The organism is Oscillibacter valericigenes (assembly GCF_021531915.1).
GTDB classification, from domain to species: Bacteria; Bacillota; Clostridia; order Oscillospirales; family Oscillospiraceae; genus Oscillibacter; species Oscillibacter valericigenes_A.
Window position 1 is genome coordinate 54,526 of record NZ_JAFBIV010000011.1, and the last position, 22,246, is coordinate 76,771.

21 protein-coding genes and 1 pseudogene are annotated in these 22,246 nt (G+C 59.4%); 14 read left to right on the forward strand and 8 right to left on the reverse strand.

The window, feature by feature from the left end; all coding sequences use genetic code 11:
- Window positions 1–41 precede the first annotated feature (41 nt).
- The 4 genes from JQM66_RS08680 (at window position 42) to JQM66_RS08695 (ending at window position 4,570) form a co-directional block, all read left to right on the forward strand.
- Complete coding sequence (locus JQM66_RS08680; RefSeq protein ID WP_235229480.1) at window positions 42–857, forward strand: MerR family transcriptional regulator; 816 nt, start codon at window positions 42–44, stop codon at window positions 855–857.
- Between the two features lie 93 nt (window positions 858–950).
- Window positions 951–1,292: a PadR family transcriptional regulator gene (locus tag JQM66_RS08685; RefSeq protein WP_235229481.1), complete on the forward strand. Its 342-nt coding sequence runs from the start codon at window positions 951–953 to the stop codon at window positions 1,290–1,292.
- On the forward strand, window positions 1,285–2,721 hold the full coding sequence (locus JQM66_RS08690) for a permease prefix domain 1-containing protein (protein ID WP_235229482.1): 1,437 nt from the start codon (window positions 1,285–1,287) through the stop codon (window positions 2,719–2,721). The genes JQM66_RS08685 and JQM66_RS08690 overlap by 8 nt, the downstream gene beginning before the upstream one ends.
- Window positions 2,722–2,926: 205 nt before the next feature.
- Window positions 2,927–4,570, forward strand: coding sequence for an S-layer homology domain-containing protein (locus JQM66_RS08695; protein WP_235229483.1), 1,644 nt, complete (start codon window positions 2,927–2,929; stop codon window positions 4,568–4,570).
- A 17-nt stretch (window positions 4,571–4,587) separates the two neighbouring features.
- Here JQM66_RS08695 and JQM66_RS08700 read toward each other — a convergent pair whose 3' ends face one another.
- Together JQM66_RS08700 and JQM66_RS12595 are read right to left on the reverse strand one after the other, a co-directional pair.
- The gene (locus tag JQM66_RS08700) at window positions 4,588–5,481 is read right to left on the reverse strand and encodes a DMT family transporter (RefSeq protein ID WP_235229484.1); all 894 of its coding nucleotides are present in this window, start codon (window positions 5,479–5,481) and stop codon (window positions 4,588–4,590) included.
- 196 nt (window positions 5,482–5,677) lie between these two features.
- Window positions 5,678–5,800, reverse strand: a complete 123-nt coding sequence (locus tag JQM66_RS12595; RefSeq protein WP_268824376.1) for a hypothetical protein — start codon at window positions 5,798–5,800, stop codon at window positions 5,678–5,680.
- Window positions 5,801–6,005: 205 nt separating this feature from the next.
- Between JQM66_RS12595 and JQM66_RS08705 the strand changes: the two genes are divergently transcribed.
- Genes JQM66_RS08705 through JQM66_RS08715 form a run of 3 tightly spaced genes read left to right on the forward strand, consistent with a single transcriptional unit; the run spans window position 6,006 to window position 8,929 of the window.
- The gene (locus JQM66_RS08705; RefSeq protein ID WP_235229485.1) at window positions 6,006–6,836 is read left to right on the forward strand and encodes a 2-oxo acid dehydrogenase subunit E2; all 831 of its coding nucleotides are present in this window, start codon (window positions 6,006–6,008) and stop codon (window positions 6,834–6,836) included.
- A gap of 12 nt (window positions 6,837–6,848) precedes the next feature.
- Complete coding sequence (locus JQM66_RS08710) at window positions 6,849–8,168, forward strand: chloride channel protein (RefSeq protein ID WP_235229486.1); 1,320 nt, start codon at window positions 6,849–6,851, stop codon at window positions 8,166–8,168.
- Window positions 8,169–8,224: 56 nt separating this feature from the next.
- On the forward strand, window positions 8,225–8,929 hold the full coding sequence (locus JQM66_RS08715; protein ID WP_235229487.1) for a DUF421 domain-containing protein: 705 nt from the start codon (window positions 8,225–8,227) through the stop codon (window positions 8,927–8,929).
- Between the two features lie 59 nt (window positions 8,930–8,988).
- Here the strand turns inward: JQM66_RS08715 and csaB are convergent, their stop codons facing one another.
- Window positions 8,989–11,214, reverse strand: a complete 2,226-nt coding sequence (csaB, locus tag JQM66_RS08720) for a polysaccharide pyruvyl transferase CsaB (RefSeq protein ID WP_235229488.1) — start codon at window positions 11,212–11,214, stop codon at window positions 8,989–8,991.
- A gap of 100 nt (window positions 11,215–11,314) precedes the next feature.
- Between csaB and JQM66_RS08725 the strand changes: the two genes are divergently transcribed.
- Window positions 11,315–11,803 (forward strand): DUF4330 family protein, encoded by a 489-nt coding sequence (locus JQM66_RS08725; RefSeq protein WP_235229489.1) that lies wholly within the window; start codon window positions 11,315–11,317, stop codon window positions 11,801–11,803.
- A 222-nt stretch (window positions 11,804–12,025) separates the two neighbouring features.
- On the forward strand, window positions 12,026–13,378 hold the full coding sequence (locus JQM66_RS08730) for a sodium-dependent transporter (protein WP_235229490.1): 1,353 nt from the start codon (window positions 12,026–12,028) through the stop codon (window positions 13,376–13,378).
- 103 nt (window positions 13,379–13,481) lie between these two features.
- Here the strand turns inward: JQM66_RS08730 and proC are convergent, their stop codons facing one another.
- Genes proC through proB form a run of 4 tightly spaced genes read right to left on the reverse strand, consistent with a single transcriptional unit; the run spans window position 13,482 to window position 16,877 of the window.
- Complete coding sequence (proC, locus tag JQM66_RS08735) at window positions 13,482–14,279, reverse strand: pyrroline-5-carboxylate reductase (RefSeq protein WP_235229491.1); 798 nt, start codon at window positions 14,277–14,279, stop codon at window positions 13,482–13,484.
- A gap of 50 nt (window positions 14,280–14,329) precedes the next feature.
- Window positions 14,330–14,770: a hypothetical protein gene (locus tag JQM66_RS08740; RefSeq protein WP_235229492.1), complete on the reverse strand. Its 441-nt coding sequence runs from the start codon at window positions 14,768–14,770 to the stop codon at window positions 14,330–14,332.
- Window positions 14,771–14,814: 44 nt separating this feature from the next.
- On the reverse strand, window positions 14,815–16,062 hold the full coding sequence (locus JQM66_RS08745; protein ID WP_235229493.1) for a glutamate-5-semialdehyde dehydrogenase: 1,248 nt from the start codon (window positions 16,060–16,062) through the stop codon (window positions 14,815–14,817).
- Entirely contained in the window at window positions 16,059–16,877 is an 819-nt protein-coding gene (proB, locus tag JQM66_RS08750) for a glutamate 5-kinase (protein ID WP_235229494.1), read from the reverse strand. Before proB ends, JQM66_RS08745 begins: the two co-directional genes overlap by 4 nt.
- 124 nt (window positions 16,878–17,001) lie before the next feature.
- Between proB and JQM66_RS08755 the strand changes: the two genes are divergently transcribed.
- Window positions 17,002–17,706, forward strand: coding sequence for a ClpP family protease (locus JQM66_RS08755; protein ID WP_235229495.1), 705 nt, complete (start codon window positions 17,002–17,004; stop codon window positions 17,704–17,706).
- Between the two features lie 174 nt (window positions 17,707–17,880).
- Here the strand turns inward: JQM66_RS08755 and trmB are convergent, their stop codons facing one another.
- Complete coding sequence (trmB, locus tag JQM66_RS08760; RefSeq protein ID WP_235229496.1) at window positions 17,881–18,903, reverse strand: tRNA (guanosine(46)-N7)-methyltransferase TrmB; 1,023 nt, start codon at window positions 18,901–18,903, stop codon at window positions 17,881–17,883.
- 365 nt (window positions 18,904–19,268) lie between these two features.
- Here trmB and JQM66_RS08765 point away from each other — a divergent pair, with 365 nt between their 5' ends.
- The 4 genes and pseudogenes from JQM66_RS08765 to JQM66_RS08780 form a co-directional block, all read left to right on the forward strand.
- Entirely contained in the window at window positions 19,269–20,111 is an 843-nt protein-coding gene (locus JQM66_RS08765; RefSeq protein ID WP_407946014.1) for a 3-hydroxyacyl-CoA dehydrogenase family protein, read from the forward strand.
- 26 nt (window positions 20,112–20,137) lie between these two features.
- A complete protein-coding gene (locus tag JQM66_RS08770; protein ID WP_235229498.1) occupies window positions 20,138–21,283 on the forward strand; it encodes an acyl-CoA dehydrogenase in 1,146 nt (381 codons plus the stop codon).
- Window positions 21,284–21,303: 20 nt separating this feature from the next.
- Window positions 21,304–22,104 (forward strand): acryloyl-CoA reductase electron transfer subunit gamma, encoded by an 801-nt coding sequence (gene acrB / locus JQM66_RS08775; RefSeq protein WP_235229499.1) that lies wholly within the window; start codon window positions 21,304–21,306, stop codon window positions 22,102–22,104.
- An 18-nt stretch (window positions 22,105–22,122) separates the two neighbouring features.
- Window positions 22,123–22,246 (forward strand): annotated as a pseudogene (locus JQM66_RS08780) (acryloyl-CoA reductase electron transfer subunit beta); the annotation flags it as partial.

Genomic DNA, 22,246 nt, shown 5'->3' on the forward strand with positions numbered 1-22,246 from the left:
GTACCTGAGCTCAAGATCACATCGATGTGGAGGAACCGACTATGCTGAAGATCGGCGAATTTTCAAAACTGTCCAGGATCAGCATCCGTATGCTGCGCTATTACGATGAAATGGGCCTTCTGACCCCGGAGACCATCGACCCCTTCACCGGATACCGCTATTACAGTGAATCCCAGCTCTTCACGGCGGGACGCATCACCGCCCTGAAGGACATGGGCTTCAAGCTCTGCGACACGGCGGAGCTGCTGAAACGCTGGGAGGACCGGGAGATACTGGAGCAGCGTTTGCTGGCTCAGCAGGAAGCAGCCCGGCTTCAGGCGGAGGAATCGGCGCGGCGGCTGCGGCTCCTGGATACAGCCATCGAACGGCTGAGAAAGGACGAACTTATGAATTACGATGTGACTGTCAAGACCATCCCGGAGCGGCGGGTTGCCAGCGTCCGGCAGATCATTCCCTGCTATGAGCGGGAGGGGGATCTTTGGGGCATTCTGATGCAGGAAACTGCCAGGATGCATATTCAGGACGGAGATCCCTGCCTGTGCTCCGCCACCTTCCATGACGGAGAGTACAAGGAATCCAATGTGGATGTGGAGGTTCAGAAGACCGTGCGGGGTGATTATCCCGACACGGAGCACGTGAAGTTCAAGACCATGCCGGCTGTCCAGGTGGCCTCCGCCGTCTGCAAGGGCAGCTATGACCAGCTGAATGAGGCAACCGCTGCTGTGGTTTCCTGGGTAGAGTCCAACGGCTACGTTTTCGACGCCCCCTCCTTCTTCATCTACCATGTCAGTCCCCATGAGACCAACGACCCTGAGAAATTTGTGACCGAGCTTTGCTATCCGGTGCGGAAAAAGTAAACAGGCGGGCGGGGGAGACCCCGCCCATTTCCCTCTTGACATATATAGATTACCGATATATTATATAGACAATCTATATATGGAGGCACTGACATGGAGATCGACAAGAGCCTGGTCAGCGGCAGCATGGCGCTGCTGGTGCTGAAGCTGCTGGAGGACGGGGACAAGTACGGCTACCAGATGATCGAGGAGCTGAAGCGGCGCAGCGACGACACCTTTCATTTGAAAGCGGGGACTCTGTATCCCTTGCTGCACGGCCTGGAAGAGAAGGGCTTCGTCACCGCCTATGAGCGGGAGGCCGCGGCGGGAAAGCCCCGGCGGTATTATCATCTGACAAAAGAGGGAAGCACCGCCCTGCGGGAGAAAGAGGAATCCTGGAACGCCTATGCCTATGCCGTGGGCCGGGTGCTGAAAGGGGGCGCCTGCTTTGGCTGATACCATCCGGGAATATCTGGATACGGTGCAGGAGCAGATCCGGTGGAAGCGGGCCCGCCCGGTGGTGGTCCGGGAACTGGAGCAGCACTTAACCGACCAGCGGGACGCTTTTCTGGAAGAGGGGAATACCCCGGAGACGGCGGAGCGCCTGGCCGTGGAGGAGATGGGCGACCCGGTGACTATCGGCACGGAGCTGGACCGGGTACACCGGCCAAAGCCACAGTGGGGACTGTTGGCGGCTACTGTGGCTCTTGCACTGCTGGGCGGCTTTCTGCGGGTGTGGCTGACCGCCTCCGGGGCGGATATGTACGAGAATATTTCTCCGTTCCGCACAGCCATTGCCTTGGCTTTGGGCACCGTCTGCCTGTTGGGGGCTTACTTCCTGGACTATACCTGGCTGACCCGTCATGCCCGGTGGGTATACATCGGTGCGCTGGTGCTGGGTGTCCTGTCCCTGTGGCTGTCGCCGCTTCGGAACCATGCCCCCTATTTTACCCGTTATGTGGTACTGCTGTATCCGACGGTATATGCCATTTGGCTGTATCGCTGCCATGGAAAAGGATGGAAAGGTATTTTCCTTGCCATATTTGGAGCCGTTCCGCTGGCGGCCATAGGACTGCAGGCGCCTTATTTGCTTGGCATTTTGCTGCTGGTGGTAACGGGTTTCGTGCTGCTTCTCGCTGCTGCCGGGACAGACTGGTTCGGCGTGGGCCGGGGAAAAACCGCGGCGGCGGTGCTGGGGCTGACAGGCGCGACCGCCGGGAGCATGGTGTGGCAGGTCTGGAAGAATGGCTGGTATCAGGAGCGTCTGCTGATGTTCCTGCACCCGGAACTGGACCCATTGGGTAATGGGTATCAGGCCATGTCAGTCCGAAATGCACTTTCGGTTTCTCAATGGGTGGGAATGGGAAACTGGAGCGAGATCGGTTCCATGTTTCCCTTTGAGCGGTCAGTGCCGGATTGGACCCTGGATTTTCTGCCGACCACGGTCATCTACAAGCTGGGCTGGTTGCCGTTCCTGCTGCTGGTGCTGGCGGTGGCAGGACTGTTGGTGTGGCTCCTCTGGAAATGCCTGCGGCAGAAGAATCAGGTGGGGAGGCTGGTGGCTTTGTCAGTCATCGTGCCTCTGGCCTTGCAGACGGTGTTCAGCGTGATGCAGAATTTGGGCTATATTCTGTTCTCCGCCTCCATGCCGCTGGTGACGGGCAACCTGCCTACGGTGGTGACCATGGGGCTCATCGGCCTGGCCCTGTCGGTGTTCCGGGAGGAGCCCATTGCCCGGGAGAACAGCCTGGTACACAGCTCAGTTTCCCATATCCGGATGTCTTTGCGGAATGAGAAAGATGTACAAAACGGGGACCGTGTTTTGGGCGTTTCGCTGGTTATTTCCCGGGATGGAACAAAAGCGGCGGAAGGTTCGTCTTTATAATGCAATGAAGTTCGGATATCATTTCTCTGCGGTAAAGGTGACATAATATTTTCGGAAAATCCGGAGTCAGATATTGACCGCAGTGGAAATCTCCGGTATAATAGCGGCAGGCGCTGTTATTGAGGTGACATAACACCGCAGCCCGGTGGGGCTGCGGTGTTTTTCTGTGATACGCTTCGACAATTACCGACAGAAAGGAACTGCCATGAAACGATTTCAACTGCCGAAATGGCTGGCCTGCGGGGCACTGGCCACGGGACTGCTGCTGACCACCGCCGGGGCTTTTTCCGACACGGAAGGCCACTGGGCGGAGGGAGCCATCAACAAATGGAGCCAGGAATACAGTATCATCCAGGGCTATGAGGACGGGACCTTCCGGCCGGACGCCTCCATTACCCGGGGCGCTTTCGCCGGCATCATGGACCGATTCCTCCATTTCCAGGCGGTCTCCCCGGTGAACACCTTCTCGGACATCAAGGGCAACTATTGGGAAGAGGCCATTTTGAAGCTGAACGCCGCCGGTGTGTATCTGGGCAATAACGGCAAAGCTCTGGCGGGGGACACCATTACCCGCCAGCAGGCGGTCACCATGATCGCCCGGGCTTTCCACATTGACGCGGAGACCACCTCGCTGCCCTACGGAGACGCGGACCAGATTTCGGAGTATGCCCGTGCATCCGTGGCGGAGATGACGCTCCGGGGCTATGTGAACGACGCTATGGACGGCAATTTCCGTCCTACGGACCCCATTACCCGGGCGGAGATCGTCAACATCCTGGGCAATATGATCCAGACCCTGGTCCAGACCGCGGAGCCGTACAGGGAAGATGTATACGGCACCCTGATGGTCAGCAGTCCTGACGGCGCCACGCTGTCCGGCATGACCATCATGGGAGACCTGATCCTGGCACCGGGCGTCCAGGGGGAGGTGGTCCTGGAAAATGTGGTTCTGGAGGGCAGCATCCGGAATTTCAGCAAAGTGGAGCCCACCTGGCGGAAAACCCAGCAGGGGACACCGGAACAAAAACCGGCGGAGGAAGAAAAGCCCGGTCTCAAGCCGGAGGAGGTATATGTCCCCGGCAAGACCAACGGGACGTTTACATACAGCGGTAAAGAGATCCCCATTTACAAAGGCGTGGAGAAGAGCCGTCTGTATGAGGGGGACTTCGCCTGGAACGGGGACCGGCTGGAGTACCTGGGCGGGGATTTTGACACTCGCTTCGGCATTGATGTCTCTGCCTACCAGAACCGGGCCAGTGAGAACAACACCATCGACTGGGAGGCTGTGGCGGCTGACGGCGTGGAGTTCGTGATGGTCCGCATTGGCCTGCGGGGTACCTCCACCGGAGAGATCTACGCGGACCAGTATTACCGGGAGAACATTCAGGGCGCCATGGCGGCGGGGATCGAGACCGGCGTCTACTTCTTTGCCCAGGCCATCACTGTGGAGGAGGCCATGGAAGAGGCGGACTTCGTGCTGAGCCTGCTGGAGGACCTGGAGATCGACGGCCCCGTGGCCTACGACTGGGAGATGCACGATTCCACCTACCGGGTCTACGGCACCGCCCCTGAGATGGCCACGGCCTGCGCGGTGGCGTTCTGCCAGCGCATTGAAGAGGCCGGGTATCAGGCCATGGTCTATGCGGGACAGTACGTCAGCTACATCAAATATGACCAGGGGGCCATTGAGCCCTACCTGGCCTGGTATCCGGAGTACAAGAGCGAGAAGTCCGAGAGCCTGTGTCCTTCCTTCTATTATCAGATGGACTACTGGCAGTTCTCCAGCAGCTGCTCCGTTGCGGGCATCGGCGGCCGGGTGGACGCGAATCTGCAGTTCATTCCCCGATAAACAAAACAACACGCAGGTCAATGACCTGCGTGTTGTTTTTTCGGTACCCGCTGGGCCACTACCACACCGGCAGTGATGAGAGCCGCGCCCACCAGGGCCAGAGGGGAGATGGGCTCCCTCAGAAACAGCCAGCCCACCAGGATGGTGACGAAGGGCTGAATATAAATGAAAGAATTGGTGGTGACCACGCCCAGGTAATAGAAGGCTCGGTTCCACAGCACATAGCAGAGACAGCTTCCGATAAGGCCCAGGAAGAGGAAGTTGCCGGCAACGGTGGGGGACAGCAGGGCCCCCGTCGGGTAGGGCCGTCCCTCCAGCAGCACCAGGGGCAGGGCAGTGAGGATACCCCAGAAAAGAGTCCGCCGGGTGATCAGAAGGGGGTCCAGTCCGTCGTCCAGGCAGCGGATCAGCACGGAATAGACGGCCCAGCAGGCGGCAGCTCCCAGAGCCAGCAGGTCGCCCCGGGGATTCAGCTTCAGTACGAAGGTGCCGTTGCACACCACCAGAATGACACCGGAGAAAGCCACCAGAAAGCCCAGCAGCGTACCGGAGCGGAACCGCTCTACCCCGGCAATGTGAGCCAGGACGGCGGTGAAGATGGGAGCCGCGGCCACGATGATGCTGACATTGGAGGCCAGGGTGTAGGTCAGGGCCGAATTCTCAGTATAGAAGTAAAGAGAACAGCCGGAGAGGCCCAGCAGCAGGAAAGTGAGCTCTGTTTTCCGGGGAAGGGACAGCTTCCGGGGGCGCACCAGCCAAAGGGCGCCGTAGGCCAGAAGAAAGCGGGTCAGCATGATCTGGGCAGGGGAGTAGAGGGTCAGGAGCTTTTTGCTGGAAATGAAGGTGGAGCCCCAGATGACAATGGTAAAGGCGGCACAGAGGCAGCCGATGAGCTTTTTCTGGTTTTTCATTCGGATTTTCCTCGCATAAATGGGATCACATCGGGGGATAGAATAGCAGATATGGGAGAAAGATGCAAGGAAAACCGGAAAACGGGATGCTTTGAGGGGTAGATACAGTCGCCGTTCCATAAACAGGAACAAGGAAAAACACGCGGCGGGCTGTCGTGCCTGCCGCGTGTTTTGAAAGAGGAAAAGAGGAAGAACGTTACTTGCGGTTTTCCTTCTGGTTGCGCTGGTCCTGCTGATTCTGCTGCTTGTTGTCACGCTGGTTCTGGTTACGCTCATTCTGGTTGCGCTCGTTCTGGTTATTTTCACGGTTGTTCTGCATGAGGAACACCTCCTTTCGGCTTGGCTGCGTACAGGGCTATTGTTGACAGTCCCGCAGGAAAATATACAGAAAAAATCAAGTCTGGAGAAGAAGGGCAAAAATGGTTGCTTCTTAACAAATTCTAAACTATAATGAACATGTGTGTGCAGTGACCCGGTTAGGTGTTCTTCCGGGTCGGATTTTAAAAAGAGCAAGGAGAAACCGTATGAGAGCAGACGGAACACGGGTCAAGGAGCTTACCCCCATCGTGCAGGCCCTGCCCTATATCATGCCAAAGCGCTTCGACGCCATGAACTGGGCCAGCGACTCTGTAGACGAAGAGATCATGAAGACCTTCATCCGCCAGAAACGGCGGGAGGGTCACCGGGTGACCCACATGAGCGTCCTGATCGCCGCCTACTACAAGGCGGCACTGGAGAATCCCAAGGTGAACTATTTCATCATGAACCGGAAGGTGTACAAGCGGAACCACTTCTGCGTCAGCTTCGTGATCCTCAAGACCCGGGCGGACGGCACCCCCGACGAGACCACCCTGAAAATTTACCTGAACCCCGAGGACGACGTGTTCACCATCAGCCAGCGCATCCAGGAGCACATTGACCGGAACATGGAAGCCGTCCATAACAACAGCACGGATAAATTTGCCAACATCGCCTTCTCCATCCCGGGATTGGCGCGGTTTGTGTTCTGGCTAGCTTACCACCTGGATCTCCATGGCCTGCTGCCGAAGAAGATCATCGACCTGAGCCCCTTCCATACCAGCCTGTTCATCACAAATCTGGCTTCCATCAACACCAGCTATATTTTCCACCATTGCTATGAGTTCGGCACCACCAGTGTCTTTGTCTGCATGGGCAAGCCGGTGAAGGACCCCTTCGCACCGGAGGGCACTCACAGGAAGCGGATGCCCCTGGGCGTGGTGATGGACGAGCGCATTGCCACCGGTATCGAGTACTCCCGCTTCTTCGCGGCCTTTGAGCGGTATCTGAAGAAGCCGGAGCTGCTGGAGACCCGCCTGGACGGCAAGGCGGAGTAAGGGGGCATTCTCTTGAAACGCGAAACCTCGTTCCCGGGGTGGCTGTCCCACATCGGGCTGTACATCCGTGCGCTGGCCAAGTGGCTGGCGCTGGCGGCGGTGATCGGCGCCCTCTGCGGCGTCATCGGCTCCGCCTTTCACATCGGCGTCCACCACGCCACAGAACTGCGGAGGGAGTACCCCTGGCTGCTGTGGTGCCTGCCCCTGCTGGGCCTTGTGATCGTGGGATTTTACAAGCTGACGAAGACGGAGGGCCAAGGAACCAACGATATCATTGACGTGGTCAGTCGGGGCAAGGGCCTGTCCCTTTGGCTGCTGCCCGCCATCTTCCTGGGCACGGTGCTGACGCATCTGGGCGGCGGCTCCGCCGGCCGGGAGGGCGCGGCCCTCCAGATGGGCGGCACCATCGGCTACCATACCGGCCGCCTGTTCCGGCTGGATGACCGGGATATGCGCACCGCTACCATGGCAGGCATGGCAGCCTTTTTCTCCGCCCTGTTTGGCACGCCCCTGGCGGCCACGGTATTTGCAATGGTGGTCATCAGCATCGGCGTTATGTACCACGCAGCCTTCATCCCCTGCCTGACAGCCTCTCTGGTAGCTTTCGGTGTCTCTCTGATGATGGGGGTAGAGCCTACCCGCTTCACGGTGGGTATGCCTGCCCTGGAGGTGGGACTGCTGCTGCGGGTGGCGGTGCTGGCAGTGCTGTGCGCCCTGGTGTCCGTCCTGTTCTGCCGGACCATCCACTTTGCGGAGCACCAGATGCAAAAGCGCATCTCCAACGCCTGGGTCCGGGTTGTGGTCGGCGGTGTGGCCATTGTGGCGCTGACCTACCTCTGCGGCACCACGGATTATAACGGCGCCGGCATGGACGTGGTCACTGCCGCCGTGGAGCAGGGGATTGCCCGCCCGGAGGCATTCCTGCTGAAGCTGCTGTTCACCGCCGTCACCCTGTCCGCCGGATTCAAGGGCGGCGAGGTGGTGCCCTCCTTCTTCGTGGGAGCCACCTTTGGGTGTGTGGTGGGCCCACTGCTGGGGATTCCCTCCGGGTTTGCGGCGGCTCTGGGCCTGATCGGCGTGTTCTGCGGCGCCACCAACTGCCCCATTGCTTCCATTTTCCTGGCGGTAGAGCTGTTCGGCGACGGCGGATTGCTGTACTTCGCCCTGGTCTGCGGCGTCAGCTACATGCTCTCTGGCTATAACGGCCTTTACTCCAGCCAGACCATTCTGTATTCCAAGCTGAAGGCGGAGTACATCAACGTCCACACCAATGCCTACCATGCAGGAGACCCCCATGCGGCCCCGCCTACCAAAGGCAGCGTAAAGGAATAAAAGAAAACCTCCCGTGGCAAACTGTCCGCAACAGACTTTGCCCCGGGAGGTTTTTTATGGGAGAACTACTGAACCAGGTCGGTATGACAGGACTGACCACCCTGCTGTCCATCGTGGTCATCTTTTTACTGGCGAAGCTCATGGGCACCAAGCAGGTGTCCCAGATGACCATGTTCGACTATGTGGTGGGCATCACCATCGGCTCCATCGCGGCGGAGCTGGCCACAGAGCTGGAGGAGCCTGCCAAGCCCCTGACAGCCCTGATCCTGTACGGCCTGATCGCCGTGCTGATCTCAGTGCTGACCAACAAATCCATCAAGGTGCGGACCATGGTGACGGGCAAGCCCCTGATCCTGCTGGAAAACGGCGTCATCTACCGGGAAAACCTGAAAAAAGCACGGTTGGACCTGAACGAATTTCTGACCTACTGCCGCATCGGCGGATGGTTCGACCTGAACCAGCTGCAGTCAGCGGTGCTGGAGCACAACGGGGTGGTCAGCTTCCTGCCCAAGGAGACGGACCGCCCCGCCACGCCCACGGACCTGAATTTGAATCCCAAACAGTCCCAGGTCCAGGTGCCCTTCGTCATGGACGGCGTCCTCCTGGCGGACAACATCCACCAGGCAGGGAAGGAGGAGAGCTGGGTGCAGCGCAGCCTCCTGCGGCAGGGCTACAAGGACGAGAAAAACGTGCTGCTGGCCCTGTGGGACGGCGGCGAGAAGCTGACGGTGTTCCCCATGGACCCGCTGGCAAAGCCGTAGGACACCATTGTTGACGCAGAAAGCCCCGAACGCCAAAAATCAGGCGTTCGGGGCTTTTATCACAGCTCCAGCAGCCGACGGGCCACTTCCACGTTTTTCTGCTCCATCTCCCGCAGCCGCTTCACGGCGGCCTCCTGGGTCTCCGGATGGGCGGACCGGGCCACCGCCTGGTCGATCATGACCTGCAGATTTTCCTCTGTCAAAGCGTCCAGGTCCGTGAACAGGTCCTGGCCGATATACCGCAGGAAAGCGGAGACCTTGGGGTCGTAGACCACGCCTGCCAGAGGAATGCCCTGTCCGGCGGCAAAGATCAGGGCGTGGAGCCGCATGGACACCACTGCCTCCATGCGGCTGAGAGCACCAATGATGGTGCCGGCGCCGCCGGCATCGTCCAGGAAGTAGTGGGGGATATCCAGCCCCCGGGCGGCCAGCTGATTGGCGACCGGGTCCTGGTGCTTTTCCACCGCCACAAACACGGGCGTCAGGCCGTAGGTCTCATAGGCGTATCTGGCGGCCCGCCCAAACAGGGGGGCCTTTTCCTCAAAGCCCTTCCACTTCCGCAGGGCGAAGCAGATATAACGCCCGTGTGGCGGGATGCCCGCCCGCAGCAGCACGCTGTCGGTGGCGTCATCCACGGCCCGGTGCAGCGTCAGGGCGGGGTCCGCCGTCAGAACGGTCTCCGGCACGGTGACGCCCATGGCCTGCAGTTCTGCCAGAGAGTCCGGCTCCCGCAGAGTGATGACATCCACATACTGGTTCAGCACCCTGGCCGCCAGCTTCCGGTGGTTCTCCCGGGTAACGGGTCCGATGCCGCAGCCGTACATCTGCACCTTGCAACCCGCCTGCTTGGCGGCCCGGATATTGTGCAGATAGAACCACAGGGATCGGCGGGAGGTCACGTCCTGGATCAGGCTGCCGCCGCCGTTGATATAGAGCCTGGCCTGCCCCATGGCTTTGCGCCAGGCGGGCACCGCCATGCGGCTGACGGACTGGACCCGATAGGTGAGCCGGGTGCTTTTAGGGTCTTTACTCAGAACCGTCACTGGCATGTCCGGGTCGATGGACCGCATCTCCTGAAGGATGGCCTCCAGGATGGCGTCGTCTCCGGCGTTGCCGCGGCCGTAGGCGCCGCAGATCACCACGCCGTCCCGGTCCTGTTTGGGCCTGGCGTGGCGGCGGAGGATTTCCTCATAGATGTGCAGTTGGGCGTCCACGGTCTTCTGGATGGAGAACTGGGTGGATGCCTTTTCATAGAGCTTCTCGCCTAGGGACTTCCGCAAAGCGTCGTCATTGCCCATGACGGCCAGGTGTTCTCCCAGAGCCTCCCAGTCACCGGGCTGGAAGAGGTAACCGTTGACATCCGGGTCGATCAGATAAGGAATGCCGCCCACAGCGGTGGCTACGGTGGCCAGATGGAACCGGGCGCCTTCCGTCAGAGCGTAGGGGAAGGTCTCGGACAGGGAGGTCAGGGCGTTGATGTCCAGGGCAGAGTAGAAGCGGTCCATGCCGCCGGAGATCCACCCGGCGAAGGTCACCTGCTTTTCCACGCCCAGTTCTTTTGCCAAGGTTTCCAGCTTCTGGCGCTCCTCGCCGTCACCGGCGATCACCAGCCGCAGCCGGGAACACTTCTGATACCCGGCTGCGAAGCCCCGCACCAGAGTGGACATGTCCTTGACGGGATTCAGCCGGGCGGCGATGCCCACCACTACGCTGTTTTCGTCCACATCAGCCCCCAGAGAACGCAGGTATTCTAGCCGGTCTCCCTGCTGGGGAGCCGGGGTGAAGTCCAGCCCGTTGTAAATGGCGTAGAACCGGTCCGGCGCAAAACCCCGGTCGATCAGCAGATCCACCATGGCGTCAGACACGCCGATGCGGTAGTCCAGCTTCCGCAATGCCCAGGCGTTGATGGTGCCGAAGGTCAGGCGGCTGAGGGGGCGGCCCATGTAGTCCAGCTTATAGTCGCTGTGGACGGTGGAGACCACCGGCAGACCGGTGGAGGACCGCAGCAGGGCACCTACCATGTTGGCCCGGGAGCCGTGGCAGTGGATCAGCTGATAGCCGCCTGCTTTGATATAGGCGGTCAACTGGCGCCGCAGACGGGGAATGTTGTTGCCGCCCATGATTTCGGTGGGAATGCCCAGGGCCCGGGCTTCCTCGGCGAAGGGACCGTCCCGGAAGCACACCAGCTGGGCGGTGATGGTCTTGTTCAGGTTCTGCAGCAGGCTCAGCACATGAGTCTTGGCACCGCCGGAGTCGCCGCCGCTAATCAGATGGATGACCTTCATTTGGAAAGACCTCGCTTTTCAAGAAAATGGTCTTGTGAAATCGTAAAAAATAGTATACAATATTCTGCGAACATTGTCCATAAAGTTTACGGAGGAAAGTATGGAACAGAAAGCTAAGCGCGTTGGAAAGTTCAATGTTGTGGATATCATCGCCGTGGTGCTGATTCTGGCGGTGGTGGTGTTCGCGGGATATAAGCTGCTGGACCGGGACGACACCGTCACCGCCGAACGGGAGATGACCAAGGTCACCTATACTGTGAGAGTGGAGGGCGTGGCAGCAGAGCTGTATGACAACTGTCAGGCCCACATGCCCTCTCCGCTGATGGCCTCCGGCGCCCTGGTGGGCGGTGAGATCGTGGCGGTGGAGCAGGAGCCCTACTATGTGCTGGACGCCGGCGGCAACTGGGTGGAGGACCCCAACCATGTGACGCTGCTGTTTACGGCGGAGACGGAGACCCCCACCGCTGAGGTCATGACCACCAAGGTGGGTGAGCAGGAAGTCCGCATCGGCAAGACGGACTACATCCTCAAGAGCGAATTTATTGAGTTCTCCAACTGCACCATCGTGGATGTGGTCTGGGGCGAATAAGCATCCGTGAGCGGGCACCGGAATTCGGTGCCCGCTTTGCTTACAGAGCGCACAGGCAGACGGTGCGGCACACAGATTCTTTTCTTGACAGAACCGCTTTAAAAGCTTAAACTGACAGTAACGTCAAAGAGGACCGCGGAGGAGGGTATACCCCCCTTCTCTTTTTGTCCCATCGGCGAAAAAACTATCATCACTACAAAACGGAAAAAGGAGATTCCTCCCATGAAACGAGAGAGCTTCCAGTCCCGGCTCGGCTTTATCCTGGTCAGCGCCGGATGTGCCATCGGCATCGGCAACGTCTGGAAATTTCCCTATGTCACCGGCCAGAACGGCGGCGGTGTGTTTGTGCTGTTCTACCTCCTGTTCCTGGCAATCATGGGCGTGCCCATTCTGACCATGGAACTGGCGGTGGGCCGTTCCAGCCGCAAAAGTGTTATCCAAGCCTTCCACACGCTGGAGCCCAAAGGCAGCAAGTGGCACATCCACGGCTGGGTAGCCATTGCCGGCAACTACATTCTGCTGATGTATTACACCACCGTCTGTGGCTGGATGTTCGGCTATTTCTTCAAGTTCCTGGCGGGCACCTTCACCGGTCTTGACAGCACTGCCATCAGCGGCGTCTTTTCCGCCATGCTGGCCTCTCCCCTGGAACTGCTGGGCTGGATGGCCCTGAGCCTGGTGCTGGGTACCCTGGTGTGCAGCATGGGCCTGCAGAACGGCCTGGAGCGCATCACCAAGGTGATGATGCTGGGCCTGCTGGGCCTGATCGTGGTACTGGCCGTCCACAGCCTGACTCTGGAAGGCGCTCTGGAGGGCGTGAAGTTCTATCTGTTGCCCGACTTTGGACGTGCCATGGAAAACGGCCTCTCCAACGTTATCGTGGCCGCCATGAACCAGGCCTTCTTCACCCTGAGCCTGGGCATGGCCGGTATGCAGATCTTCGGCAGCTACATGAGCAAGGACAACACCCTCACCAGCGAGTCCATCCGCATCTGCCTGCTGGACACCTTCGTGGCCCTGATGGCCGGCCTCATCATCTTCCCCGCCTGCTTCAGCTTCGACGTGGAACCCAGCGCGGGCCCGCCCCTAATTTTCGAGACACTGCCCAACATCTTCGCCAACATGCCCGGCGGCAGGATCTGGGGCGCCCTGTTCTTCCTGTTCATGACTTTTGCCAGCTTCTCCACCGTCACGGCGGTCTTTGAGAATCTGCTGGCCTCCTGCTGCGATAATTTCGGCTGGAGCCGGAAAAAGTCTGCTCTTCTGAACGGGCTGTTCCTGCTGGCGGCGGGCATCCCCTGTGTCCTGGGCCACAACGTCTGGAGCGGCGTGACCCTGATCCGCGGCATGGGTATTATGGACACCGAGGATTTCCTGGTGTCCAACCTGATCCTGCCGGGCGGCTCTCTGGTGTTCCTGCTGTTCTGCGTCACCCGGTACGGCTGGGGCTTTGACAAGTATCTGGAGGAGGCCAATACCGGCACCGGCATCCGCATGTCCCGGAAGCTGAAGCCCTTCTTCCAGTTCATCCTGCCTATTTTGATCCTGGTGATCCTGATCCGCGGCCTGATCTGATACGGTTTCTTGAAACGGTTTCAGTACGGAAGATTTGTGGTGGTTTTGACAAGTGAGAAAAGGAGGCTCGGAACTTTGTTCCGAGCCTCCTTTTTTGTATGGTTTACATGCCCTGGCTCTTTTCCCAGGCGGCGATGACGGCGTCCATCACGGCGCCCCGGAAGCCAGCTTCCTCCAACGCACGGATGCCCTGGATGGTGGCACCGCCGGGGGAGCAGACCTCGTCCTTCAGCTGTCCGGGGTGCTTTCCGGTCTCCAGCATCAGCTTCGCCGTGCCGATCATCATCTGGGCGGCGCTCTCCAAAGCCAGGGCCCGGGGCAGGCCGCAGGCCACGCCGCCGTCCGCCAGCGCTTCCAGGAACAGGTCCGCGAAGGCGGGACCGCAGCCCGCCACGGCGCTGCCGGCGTCCATCAGACGGTCCGCCAGAGGCGCCAGCCGTCCCGCACCGGCCAGGGATTCCAGAAAGATCTTTTCCTCGGGCTTGGTGATGTTTTCACTGCAGTCGTAGAACACCATGCCCTCGCCGATGGCGGAGGGGGTGTTGGGCATGATGCGGATGACGGGGTAGTCCTTGCCGGCCAGCTCCCGGATGCGGGGAATGGTCAGGCCTGCCGCCATGGACACCAGAATGAAGCGGTTCTCCCGCTTTTCCAGAATGGGGGTGATGTCCGCTATGACCTCAGCCATGTACTGGGGCTTGACGCCCAGGAAGATGAAGTCGGCGCTCTCCGCTATGGCAAAGTTATCCGCCACCCGGCAGCCCAGCTCCTCTGCAAGGGCCTTCGCCTTTTCTACGGTCCGGTTGGACAGAAACACCTGGTCAGCGGGAATACTCTTGCAGGCCGCCCGGGCCAGAGCGCCGCCCATGTTGCCGGTGCCGATAAAACCTAAAGTTACCATAAATTTCACGTTCCTTTCGATTGAAGTCTTCAGAAAGTGTGCATTTGCCGTCATGAAAGGGCAGAACGTTCCCACTTTTTCCGCCGCAGGGTGCAGACAAGGCAAATGCAGCAGGAGATACCCGCCGGAAGGGCAGGGACGCAGAGGACAAGGCTATCTTTGAGGAAGGGAATTTGGTCAGGCTCGAACACCAGCACACGAATCAGTGCTGCCAGGGGCAGCAGACCGAAAAGCAGGGTAAACACGACGAGAAGTCCGACGGAGTCCCGGCCTTTTTTGTAGTCCACCCAGAAGACGGCGGCAATGGCCAGCATTCCCAGTCCGAGAACCAGAGAGCGTACCGAAGAGGAACCGTGGGCCAGAAGCCATCGGATCACCGCGGCTGAAACAGCCAGTCCCGCCAGGGCGGCGGCCTTGAACCGGGGGGAACGCCTGGAGGAGAAGATCGAGAAAACCAAGGAGAGAAGCGCGATGATTTCATAGAGCTTCATTTGTCAGGACTCCCTTCTGCCATGGAGCGGTGTACGGCACGCTGTTACCGCACCTGTCCCTCACCGTAGATGACATACTTGCAGGAGGTCAGTTCCTCCAGCCCCATGGGGCCCCGGGCGTGCATTTTCTGGGTGGAGATGCCGATCTCGGCGCCCAGACCAAACTCGCCGCCGTCGGTAAACCGGGTGGAGGCGTTGACATACACTGCCGCCGCGTCCACCTGGTCCAGGAAGTGCTGGGCCTTGAAATAATTCTTCGTGATGATGGCCTCGGAGTGCCCGGTGCCATGCTGGTTGATGAACCGGATGGCCTCGTCCATATCCTTCACCGTCCGCACGGCCAGGATGTAGTCGTCGTACTCCGCGTCCCAGTCGCTCTCGGCAGCGGGACGGGCCCGGGTGCCGAGAAGGTCCAGAGCGGCGTCATCCGCCCGCAGCTCCACGCCCTTTTCGTCCAGCAGAGGCAGGACTTTGGGCCAGAAATCCCTGGCAATGTCCTCCTGCACCAGCACGCACTCCACGGCGTTGCACACGGAGGGGCGGGAGCACTTGGCGTTGAACAGCACCTTGGCAGCCATGTCCAGGTCTGCCTCATCGTCCACATAGACGTGGCAGACGCCTTCGCCGGTGCGGATGACCGGGACGCTGGCCTCCTTGGCGACAGCCCGGATGAGTCCCGCACCACCCCGGGGAATGAGGACATCCACATACCCGTCCAGGTGCATCAGCTCGTTGGCGGTCTCGTGGCTGGTGTCCTGCACCAGGGAGATGCAGTCCTCCGGCAGTCCCACGGACACCAGAGCCTCCCGCATGAGCTTCGCCGCACAGCGGTTGGACCGGATGGCCTCCTTGCCGCCCCGGAGAATGCAAACATTGCCGGATTTCAGGCACAGGGCCGCCGCGTCCACGGTGACATTGGGCCGTGCCTCAAAGATGATGGCGATAACGCCCAGGGGCACCCGCCGACGGCCGATGATCAGCCCGTTGGGCCTCGTCTCCATCTTGGTGACCTGTCCGATGGGGTCCGGCAGCGCCATGACCTGCCGCACACCTTCCACAATACCGGCAATGCGGTCCCGGCTCAGGGTCAGCCGGTCCAGCATGGCGGGCCGCATGCCCGCCTCCTTGGCGGCGGCCACGTCGGCGGCGTTGGCGGACAGCCACTCCTCCTGCCGCTCTGTCAGAATGTCGGCGATGGCGGCCAGAGCAGCGTTTTTCTTCGCTGTCCCGGCAGTAGCCAGCACATAAGTGGCATCTTTCGCCAATTTACCCTGCTGCTGTAATGCGGTCATACGTGTTCCCCCTTATATCCAGCGGCCAAAAACCGCGTTCCGATGTCTTTTCCCTCCACGATACCGTAAAGGTCCTCCATCCGTTCGCCATTGGTGATGACCATGTCGCACCCGGCGGCCATGGCGATGCGGGCGGCGGAGAGCTTGGTGGCCATGCCGCCGGTGCCCCGCCAGCTGCCTGCGCCGCCGGCCATCTCCAGAATTTCCGGTGTCAGCTCCTGCACCTGATGGAGCAGCCGGGCGCCGGGATACCGTTTGGGGTCGGCGTTGTACAGTCCGTCGATATCGCTGAACAGCACCAGCAGGTCCGCCCGGCACAGTTCCGCCACGATAGCGGACAGGGTGTCGTTGTCGCCCAGCACCTTGTGGTGTCCGGTTTCGATCTCGGCGGAGGAGACGGAGTCGTTCTCGTTGACCACGGGGATGACACCCATCTCCAACAGGGCGGAGAAGGTGCTGCGCAGATGCTCCGCCCGCTGGGGGTCCTCCACGTCGTCGCCAGTCAGCAGGATCTGGGCCATGGTGCGGTTGTACTCGGAAAAAAGCTTGTCGTAAATATGCATCATCCGGCACTGGCCCACGGCGGCGGCCGCCTGCTTCATGCGCAGTTCCTTTGGTCGCTCCGGCAGGCCCAGCCGGGCGGTGCCCACGGCAATGGCGCCGGAGGTCACCAGGATCACCTCGTGGCCTGCGCCGCTGAGGTCGGACAGCACCCGCACCAGATGCTCCATACTTCTCAGGTCCACAGCTCCGGAATCGTGGGTCAGGGTGGAGGTGCCCACCTTCACCACAATGCGCTGTTTGTTCTGTTCCACGGTATCAGCCCCCGGTCTTTGAAAATAATAAATAAGTATAACATGAGGCGGTGAAAAATGAAACCCCGACGGGCGTGTAGTTTTTATAAAAATGGAGACAATACCGGGGAAAGAGAGGGATATTATGACCGAAAATACGAAACCCACAGAGCCGGAGAAGGAAAAGGAAAGCGGCAATGAGGCCACTCAGTCCATCCTGGACTTCGGTTCCGCTATGACCCACACGCCTCACGGCAATGTGTACTGTCTGACCATCATCGGGCAGATCGAGGGCCACACCACTGCTTCCAACAACGCCAAGACCACCAAATACGAGCATGTTCTGCCCCTTCTTGCCAAGCTGGAGGAGAGCGACGAGGTGGACGGCGTGCTGTTCCTACTCAACACCGTGGGCGGCGATGTGGAGGCGGGCCTGGCCATCGCGGAGCTGATCGCGGGGATGACCAAGCCCACGGTATCCATCGTTCTGGGCGGCAGCCATTCCATCGGGGTCCCCCTGGCGGTGGCGGCCAAGCGGAGCTTCGCGGTGCCCTCTGCCGCCATGACCATCCACCCGGTCCGCATGAGCGGCACCGTTATCGCCGCGCCCCAGACCTACAACTACTTCCAACGGCTCCAAGAGCGCATCGTGGCCTTTGTCTCCGGTCACAGCCAGATCAGTGCGGAGAAATTTCAATCCCTGATGCTGAAGAAGGACGACATGGCCGCCGATGTGGGCAGCGTCCTCTACGGCGAGGAAGCTGTCCGGTTGGGCATCATCGACGCCGTGGGCGGCTTGTCCGACGGCCTTGCCTGCCTGTACCGCCAGATCGGAAAGGACGAGTCATAAAAAGGACACCGTTTCCTCAAAGGAATCCTTCGTTATTTAATGGTTCTCTTTGTGCACCGTGAGCAGGACCGCCGAACAGGAAGCAGGCAACTTTTCCGGTGAAAGAGAAGCGTGAAAAGAAAAGGAGAAGTTCCCCTGCCGGAGCCGGCAGGGGAACTTCTCCTGATACATTATTTAAGGAATCTTACAGAAATAGGGTCCGCAGTCCTTTTCATGGGTGTGGACATAGGTCCAGGTGAAGTCCCTGTCCACCAGATACCAGTCCAGGTCATCGGACAGGAAAGAGACCTCTGACATGGAAATGGCCTTGATGCGGGGCTGGTCCTGGGGCGGATATTCCTTATAAAAACGGTAGCATGTCTCGTCAGGCAGCTCTTCCAGTGCCTTGCGGGCCGTGTCGCCTTCCAGGCAGGGCACCAATCTCTCGGAGAAAATATTCCAGAGATAGCTGCCGCCTGCCAGTACATATTTGCCCAGGTTTTCCTCGGACACATCGGCGGCAAAGGTGTCCAGCCACCGCTCCCGCAGGTCTTTGATGGTGGCAGGGAAGGGCTCCTCCCAGGGAATCATGGTGGCCACCAGCCGGTTGATGGGCAGGCCCTGTTCGTAGAACTTGGCCTCGTAGTCCGTCATGACACCCACAGGGCCGTGCTCGTGGAGATTGCGGGTGACCTCCGACAAGGTGAAGCCGAAGTTGGGGATCTCATCAACAGAAAACTCGAACAGGGGCTGATTATCGGTTTTGAAGTGGATCTGACCGCCCATTTTCAGCACCTGACGATACAGCCGCAGGAAGTTGCCGTGGGTCAGGCGGCGTTTGGCGTGGCGGTTGCTGGGCCAGGGATCGGAGAAGTTCAGATAGATCCGGTCCACCTCGCCGGGGGCGAAGAAGCAGGGGAGCTGGTCAGCGTTGGCGTCCACGAAGTAGACGTTGGTGAGACCGGCGCCCACACACCGCTCCATGGCCACCACCATGGCATCCGGTACCATTTCCACGGCGATAAACAGCACATCCGGTTCCGCCGCCGCGGTTCCGGCGGTGAAGCGGCCCTTGCCGCAGCCCAGCTCCAGGCGGAGTTCTTTGGCCTTCGGCATCAACTCCCGCCAGCGCCCGACACGGTCATAGGGGTCCCGGATCAGGAAGTCGCCGCAGCGCTCCATCCGGGGCACCAGATTTTTCTTTTTCCGCATTCGCATACATACATCCTCCCGGGACGTTTTTTTGAGTTCAGGATCATTTTCCACAAGGTGTTGTGGAAGCAGGACGATTTTACCACAGGAAATCGGTTCTGTAAATGGGGGATGCACAGAAAAAGCAGGCAGGAAACGGACAGACCTGTTAATCAGTTAACAAAATTGTATAAACTTTAACGAAGAATTTGTGTGAAGTGTAAAAAAGTGAAAATTGCATGCGAAACTGGAAATTTGCACTTGATAAATTTATAACATACACCTATAATAGGCATTGTGAGTAAATTGGCAATCTAGGGATTTGCTCTGATTTCCCCGCATGTAAGACGCTGATCGTATTTTAAAACTGAAACGAAATTACAGGAGGAACAATCATGAAGGTAGCAATTTTTGGCGCAGGTACCATGGGCAGCGGCATTGCTCAGGTTTTCGCCGCGAAGGGCCACACCGCTCTGATGTATGCAAGCTCCGTCGCTTCCGCTCAGAAGCACAAGGATAAGCTGGCCGCTTCCCTGCAGAAGCGCGTGGAGAAGGGCAAGATGACCCAGGAGGCCGTGGACGCCCTGCTGGCCAACGTTCTGGTGGAAGAGAAGTCCGCCTGCGCTGACGCTGACCTGATCATCGAGTGCGTCAAGGAAGACATGGCCACCAAGAAGGAGCTGCTGAACGAGCTGGACGCTCTGTGCAAGCCCGAGGCCATCTTCGCCTCCAACACCTCTTCTCTGTCCATCACCGAGATGGGTCTGGGCCTGAAGCACCCCGTCATCGGCATGCACTTCTTCAATCCCGTGCCCAGCATGAAGCTGGTGGAGATCATCCGCGGTGCCAACACCACCCAGGAGACCTTCGACTTCATCTACAAGCTGTCTCAGGAGATCGGCAAGGACCCCGTAGAGGTCGCTGAGGCTCCCGGCTTTGTGGTCAATAAGATTCTGATCCCCATGATCAACGAGGCTGTCGGCCTGGTTGAGACCGGCGTCGCTTCCGTGGCCGACATCGACAAGGCCATGATGCTGGGTGCCAACCATCCCATGGGCCCCCTGGCTCTGGGCGACTTCATCGGCCTGGATGTCTGCCTGGCCATCATGGAGACCCTCTTCAACGAGACCGGCGATCCCAAGTATCGTCCTGCTCTGCTGCTGAAGAAGATGGTCCGCGGCGGCCTGCTGGGCCGTAAGTCCGGCAAGGGCTTCTACGATTACAGCAAAAAGTAAAACCTGATAAAAAAGGAGAAATTGGTATGGATTTTCATCTGACAAATGAGCAGCTGATGCTCCGTAAGATGTACCGCGAATTCGCCGAGAACGAAGTCAAGCCTCTGGCTGAGGAGATCGACGAAGAAGAGCGCTTCCCTATGGAGACCGTCCAGAAGATGGCCAAGCTGGGGATGATGGGCATCTACTTCCCCAAGGAGTACGGCGGCGCTGGCGGCGATGTCCTGTCCTATGCCATGGCCGTTGAAGAACTTGCCAAGGTCTGCGGCACCACTGCCGTTATCGTGTCCGCTCATACCTCTCTGTGCTGTGCTCCCATCTTTGAGAACGGCACCGAGGAGCAGAAGCGCAAGTATCTGCCCGACCTGCTGAGCGGCCGCAAGATCGGCGCCTTCGGTCTGACCGAGCCCAACGCCGGTACCGATGCCTCCGGTCAGCAGACCATCGCCACCAAGAACGAGAACGGCGATTACGTCCTGAACGGATCCAAGTGCTTCATCACCAACGGCAACGTGGCTGATACCTTCGTGGTCTTCGCCATGACCGACAAGAGCAAGGGCAACCACGGCATTTCTGCATTCATCGTTGAGAAGGATTTCCCTGGCTTCTCCACCGGCAAGCACGAGAAGAAGATGGGTATTCGCGGCTCCTCCACCTGCGACCTGATCTTTGAGGACTGCATCGTTCCCAAGGAGAACCTGCTGGGCAAGGAAGGCAAGGGCTTCAAGATCGCCATGCAGACCCTGGACGGCGGCCGTATCGGCATCGCCGCACAGGCTCTGGGCCTGGGCGAGGGCGCTGTGAACGAGGCTATCAAGTACACCCAGGAGCGTGTCCAGTTCGGCCGTCGCCTGAGCCAGTTCCAGAACACCCAGTTCCAGCTGGCCGACATGCACACCCGCATGCAGGCTGCTCAGTACCTGGTCTACGCCGCTGCCATGAAGAAGCAGAACCACGAGGATTATTCCATGGATGCTTCCATGGCCAAGTTGTTCGCCGCTGAGGCTGCTTCCGATGTGACCCGCCGCGCCGTCCAGCTGTTCGGCGGTTACGGCTACACCCGTGAGTATCCCGTGGAGCGCATGATGCGCGACGCCAAGATCACCGAGATCTATGAGGGTACATCCGAGGTCCAGCGCATGGTCATTTCCAGCCGCCTGGGCGTGAAGTAAGATAGGAGGTAAAGGTTAAAATGAAGATCATTGTTTCTATTAAGCAGGTTCCCGATACCTCCGGCAAGGTCGCCGTCAATCCCGATGGTACCCTGAACCGCGCTTCCATGCAGACCATCACCAACCCCGACGACATGAACGCCCTGGAGGCTGCCCTGAAGATCAAGGACGCCACCGATTGCAAGGTCATCGTTGTCACCATGGGTCCTCCTCCCGCTGCCGGCATGCTGCGTGAGGCCCTGGCCATGGGCGCTGATGAGGCTGTTCTGGTCTCCGCCCGTGAGTTCGGCGGTTCCGATACCTACGCCACCTCTCAGGTCATTGCTGCTGCCATCAGCACCATTGGCATTGAGGAAGACGATATCGTCCTCTGCGGCCGTCAGGCCATCGACGGTGATACTGCCCAGGTCGGTCCCCAGATCGCCGAGAAGCTGGGCCTGCCCCAGATCACCTATGCCGCCGACATCGCTGTCGAGGGCAAGAATGTGACCGTCAAGCGTATGCTGGAGGATGGCTACATGACCATCAAGACCCAGACTCCCTGCCTGGTCACCTGCATCAAGGAGCTGAACGAGCCCCGTTACATGAGCGTTGGCGGTGTTTTCGAGGCTTACAGCAAGCCCCTGTCCACCTTCAACTATGAGACACTGAAGGATCATCCCCTGATCGACGCCACCACCATCGGCCTGAAGGGCTCTCCCACCAACATCTTCAAGAGCTTTACGCCTCCCCAGAAGGGCGCCGGCATGATGCTGGAGGGTGCTGACAAGGCTACTTGTGAGAAACTGGCCGGCATCCTGGCCGCCAAGCACATCATCTGAGAAAGGGGATAAAACATTATGTCTAACTTCAATAGTGCTGATATCGCTGCTTTCAAGGATGTATGGGTGTTCTGCGAGCAGCGCGAGGGCAAGCTGATGCCCACCGATTTCGAGCTGATCTCCAAGGGCCGCGACCTGGCCA

Excerpts from the sequence above, each read along its gene's own strand:
- JQM66_RS12595 (WP_268824376.1), bottom strand. The coding sequence starts at position 5,800 with ATGCAGAACAACCGTGAAAATAACCAGAACGAGCGCAACCAGAATGAG.
- acrB (WP_235229499.1), top strand. The coding sequence starts at position 21,304 with ATGAAGATCATTGTTTCTATTAAGCAGGTTCCCGATACCTCCGGCAAG.
- JQM66_RS08730 (WP_235229490.1), top strand. The coding sequence starts at position 12,026 with ATGAAACGAGAGAGCTTCCAGTCCCGGCTCGGCTTTATCCTGGTCAGC.
- JQM66_RS08705 (WP_235229485.1), top strand. The coding sequence starts at position 6,006 with ATGAGAGCAGACGGAACACGGGTCAAGGAGCTTACCCCCATCGTGCAG.
- JQM66_RS08680 (WP_235229480.1), top strand. The coding sequence starts at position 42 with ATGCTGAAGATCGGCGAATTTTCAAAACTGTCCAGGATCAGCATCCGT.
- JQM66_RS08715 (WP_235229487.1), top strand. The coding sequence starts at position 8,225 with ATGGGAGAACTACTGAACCAGGTCGGTATGACAGGACTGACCACCCTG.
- csaB (WP_235229488.1), bottom strand. The coding sequence starts at position 11,214 with ATGAAGGTCATCCATCTGATTAGCGGCGGCGACTCCGGCGGTGCCAAG.
- trmB (WP_235229496.1), bottom strand. The coding sequence starts at position 18,903 with ATGCGAATGCGGAAAAAGAAAAATCTGGTGCCCCGGATGGAGCGCTGC.
- JQM66_RS08725 (WP_235229489.1), top strand. The coding sequence starts at position 11,315 with ATGGAACAGAAAGCTAAGCGCGTTGGAAAGTTCAATGTTGTGGATATC.
- JQM66_RS08685 (WP_235229481.1), top strand. The coding sequence starts at position 951 with ATGGAGATCGACAAGAGCCTGGTCAGCGGCAGCATGGCGCTGCTGGTG.
- JQM66_RS08740 (WP_235229492.1), bottom strand. The coding sequence starts at position 14,770 with ATGAAGCTCTATGAAATCATCGCGCTTCTCTCCTTGGTTTTCTCGATC.
- JQM66_RS08770 (WP_235229498.1), top strand. The coding sequence starts at position 20,138 with ATGGATTTTCATCTGACAAATGAGCAGCTGATGCTCCGTAAGATGTAC.
- JQM66_RS08745 (WP_235229493.1), bottom strand. The coding sequence starts at position 16,062 with ATGACCGCATTACAGCAGCAGGGTAAATTGGCGAAAGATGCCACTTAT.
- JQM66_RS08695 (WP_235229483.1), top strand. The coding sequence starts at position 2,927 with ATGAAACGATTTCAACTGCCGAAATGGCTGGCCTGCGGGGCACTGGCC.
- JQM66_RS08700 (WP_235229484.1), bottom strand. The coding sequence starts at position 5,481 with ATGAAAAACCAGAAAAAGCTCATCGGCTGCCTCTGTGCCGCCTTTACC.
- JQM66_RS08755 (WP_235229495.1), top strand. The coding sequence starts at position 17,002 with ATGACCGAAAATACGAAACCCACAGAGCCGGAGAAGGAAAAGGAAAGC.
- proC (WP_235229491.1), bottom strand. The coding sequence starts at position 14,279 with ATGGTAACTTTAGGTTTTATCGGCACCGGCAACATGGGCGGCGCTCTG.